The 3,846-nt window shown below is 78.3% G+C and carries 2 protein-coding genes; both read left to right on the top strand.

What is annotated here, in order from left to right; all coding sequences use genetic code 11:
* The first annotated feature begins 366 nt into the window (after positions 1-366).
* Entirely contained in the window at positions 367-1,230 is an 864-nt protein-coding gene (gene bdeA / locus EAO71_RS36495; protein ID WP_187282985.1) for a bis(hydroxyethyl) terephthalate hydrolase, read from the top strand.
* A gap of 150 nt (positions 1,231-1,380) precedes the next feature.
* A partial coding sequence (locus EAO71_RS36490) for an AAA family ATPase (RefSeq protein ID WP_147982081.1) occupies positions 1,381-3,846 on the top strand: 2,466 nt, incomplete at its 3' end.

Below are 3,846 nucleotides of genomic sequence, written 5' to 3'. Positions count from 1 at the left end.
TCCTACCTCTCGGCCATCACCCGTCCGTCCTTCGCCGCCCCGCGGCCGAGGACGACCTCGCGGATCAGGTAGGACGGCCGGCGCCCGCGGCACCCGCCGGACCGAGGCGGGCCGGCGACGGACGGACCGGGGCGGGCGGGAGCCGCCGCCCTCAACGCCCCGGTGCGGGGCACCGCGTGGGGACGCCGCGGCCGGCGGGCTCCGCGGCCGTCCTCGGCCGGGTGACCGGTCATTCTGCCGATGCCTTCGCCCGCCGGGGCCCCGACAGTGGCCGGGCCGGTAGATACCGGGGCGCCGACCGATCCCCCGGCCGCCGCCGCGCACCCCACGCCACGACGCAACACGACACGAGAGGACGACTCCGTCGTGAAACGACACCTCGCAGCCGCCGCAGCACTGTCTTCCCTGGCCTTCCTCGCCGCCGCCCCCGGGGCCCAGGCCGCGGACAACCCGTACCAGCGCGGGCCCGCACCGACCGTGAGCTCGATCGAGGCGGCCCGCGGTTCCTACGCGGTCTCCCAGACCAGCGTCTCCTCGCTCTCCGTCACCGGCTTCGGCGGCGGCACCATCTACTACCCGACGTCCACGAGCGACGGCACGTTCGGCGCGGTGGTGATCTCCCCTGGCTTCACCGCGTACGAGTCCTCGATCGCGTGGCTGGGTCCGCGGCTGGCCTCGCAGGGCTTCGTGGTGTTCACCATCGACACCCTCACCACGCTCGACCAGCCCGACAGCCGGGGCCGGCAACTCCTCGCGGCCCTCGACCACCTGACCCAGCGCAGCTCGGTGCGGGGCCGCGTCGACGCGACGCGCCTGGGCGTCATGGGGCACTCGATGGGTGGCGGCGGCACCCTGGAGGCGGCCAAGAGCCGGCCCTCGCTGAAGGCGGCCATCCCGCTGACCGGCTGGAACACGGACAAGACCTGGCCGGAGATCAGCACGCCGACGCTGGTCGTGGGCGCGGACGGTGACACCGTCGCGCCCGTCGCGACCCACTCGGAGCCGTTCTACGAGACTCTGCCCGCCTCGCTGGACAAGGCGTACCTGGAGCTCAACGGCGCCACGCACTTCACGCCGAACAGTTCCAACACGACGATCGCCAAGTACAGCATCTCCTGGCTCAAGCGGTTCATCGACAACGACACCCGCTACGACCAGTTCCTGTGCCCGCTGCCGCGACCGAGCCTGACGATCGCGGAGTACCGGGGCACCTGCCCGCTGGGTTCCTGACGGGGGGACCGTCGTCCCCGCCGCGCGCCGGTCGCGCGAGCCGGGCGGGGACGACGGTTGTCCGTGTGCACAACGCACCGCCGTCAGGTGTGGGCCCCGGCCCAGTCCGCGACCCTACCGCCGGTCCCTACCGGCCAGTACCGTGACGGCGTGAGTGGAGCGACGAGGGCCGCCGCTGCTCCGCGGCTGTACGACCGGACGACCGAACTCGCCGCCGTGGCCGAGCTGTCGGCCCGTGCCGCGGCGGGCGGGGGCGGCGTGCTGCTCGTCGCCGGCGGCCCGGGCCTGGGCCGGACGGCCCTGCTCGACCGTGCGGTGCTCGACGCCCCGCTGCGGGCGCACCGGGTGGCCGCGCCGAGCGGCAACAGGGTTCCCTGGAGCGGTGTCCGAGCCCTGCTCGCGGCGCTCGCCCCGACGCCGTCCGCGGCGCGCGCGGCCCTGCGGGTGGCACGGGGGCCGGACGGTGTGGCCGGGGCGTTGACCGCGTTACGCGCCGGGGAACCTCTGCTGCTGGGCGTCGACGACCACCACCTGTGGGACGCGCACTCCCGCGCCGCGCTCGCGGCGGCGTGGCGCGCCGGTTCCGGCCCGTGGGCCTGGGTCGTCTCCCTGGCGGGGCACCACCGGCCCCCCGAGGTGCCGGGCGCCCGGCTGCTCAGGCTGGCCCCGCTCGGCCGGGAGGGTGCCGCCGCGCTGCTGGACGAGGTGTGCCGGTCACCGCTGAAGCCGGCCGTCCGGGCACGGCTGGTGGACGAGGCGGCGGGACATCCGGGGGTGCTGACCGCGATGGCGGCACGCCTCTCCGCCGCCCAGCTCGCCGGCGAGACCGACCTGCCGGCCACCGTCGCGGACGACGAGGTGCTGCGCCAGGTGTACCAGGGGCTCCTGGACTCCCTGCCCGCCGAGTGCGGGCGGGTGCTGACGTTGGTGGCGGTCGCGGGTGAGGCCGGCCCGGGGGCCGGGGACGACGCCGGCGCGGACGACCCGGCCGGCGGGCCCGCACGGCCGCCGTCCTCGCGCTCCGGCGCCCGGCCCGTCGGCGCCGACGCCGTGCTGGCGGTCGCGCGCACCGCGAGGACGTCCCCCGAGGCCCTCGACCGGCTGGTCACGGACGGGCTGCTGCGGGGGCCTCGGGAGGCGTTGCGGTTCGAGGACCCCCTCCTGCGGCGCGCCGTCCTGGGCGCCGTGGCGCCGGCGCGGCGCCGGGACCTGCGTGCCCTGTTCACCCCGCCCCGGGACGCGGGCGTCCCGTGCGGGCCGGCCCGCACGAGCGCGCCGCGGGATCCCGGGCCGCGCGGCTCTGCCCTGGACCGGGGGGCCGGGCACCGGGCGGACCGGCTCCGTCCCGCCGACGAGGTGCGGGCGCTGCCCGGAGTGGTGCGCGGTCGGGCCGAACTGGCGCGCGGACTGGCCGGGATGGCGGACGGACCGGTCGCGGACGCCCACCAGGTGCTGCTCCTCGCGGCCTCGCTGCTGCGCGAGGACGCCCCGGAGGAGGCCGCCGACGCCCGCTTCCTCGCCATGGAGGCGGCCTGGTCCGCGGGCGACGCCGACGCCTGCGCGACCGCTCTCGCCGCGGGGGACGGTCCCGGCGCGGCGACCGGTCCGGGCGTCGCGCGCGGCGGCGGCGACGGCGCCGAGCGGGACTTCCGGGACGGCATGCGCGCGGCGCTGGCCGTCCGGCTGCACGAGGCACGGGAGCCGCTGGCCCGGGTGGTCGCCCGGGGCGGCGTGTCCGACGAGCCGCGCCTGCTGCTGCGCGCGGGAGCGGCCGCCCTGGTGCTCGGGGACGCGGCCTCGGCCGTACGCGTCCACTCGCGCGCGCTGGCCGCCGTGCGGGCCGAGGGCCGCACGGCGCTGCTGCCGCGCGTGCTGGAGCACCTCTCCTACGCCGAGTTGAGGGCCGGGCGGCACGAGCGGGCCGCCGCGCACGCCCGGGAGGGCCTGCGGGCGGCGCACCTCACCGGCCAGCGCAACTCGGCGGCCCACCAGCACGCCGTCCTGGCCCTGGCGGCCTCCGTCGCGGGCGACACGCGGGCGGTGGCCGAGCACGCCGGCCGGGCGCTCGTGACCGCCCGCCCCCACGGACTCGCGCAGGCGACGACCCTCGCCGAGTGGTCGCTCGCCCGGGCCGAGCTGGGCGGCGGACTGGCGGCGCACGCCGCGGCGCGCCTCGCCCCGCTCGTGGGAGCGGGGCCCCGGAGCGGCCATTTCGCGCTGCGGATGCTGGCCGTGCCCTGCTTCGTCGAGGCCGCCTGCGCGGCCGGCCGGCGGTCCGACGCCCGGGCCGCGGCGGAGGAGTTCGCCGTCTGGGCGGACCTGGGGCTCGATCCGCAGGCGCCGGCCCAGCTGGCCCGGTGCCGTGCGCTGCTGGCGGGAACGGAGGACTCGGCCCGCTGGTACGGGGAGGCGGTCCGGCACCACGCGGGGTGCGGCAACGACTTCGAACGCGCCCGGACCCTCCTCGCGTACGGCAAATGGCTGCGGCGGCGCCGGCGTCCGGTGGAGGCGCGCGCCCCGCTCAGCGACGCGCTCGTCACCTTCGAGCGCGCGTCGGCGGGCGTCTGGGCCGACCAGGCACGGGCGGAGCTGCGGGCCACGGGCGGGGCGGTGGGC

The sequence above is a fragment of the Streptomyces sp. MS191 genome (assembly GCF_008042125.1).
Taxonomy (GTDB): Bacteria; Actinomycetota; Actinomycetes; order Streptomycetales; family Streptomycetaceae; genus Streptomyces.
This window is presented reverse-complemented; position numbering and strand designations above follow the sequence as displayed.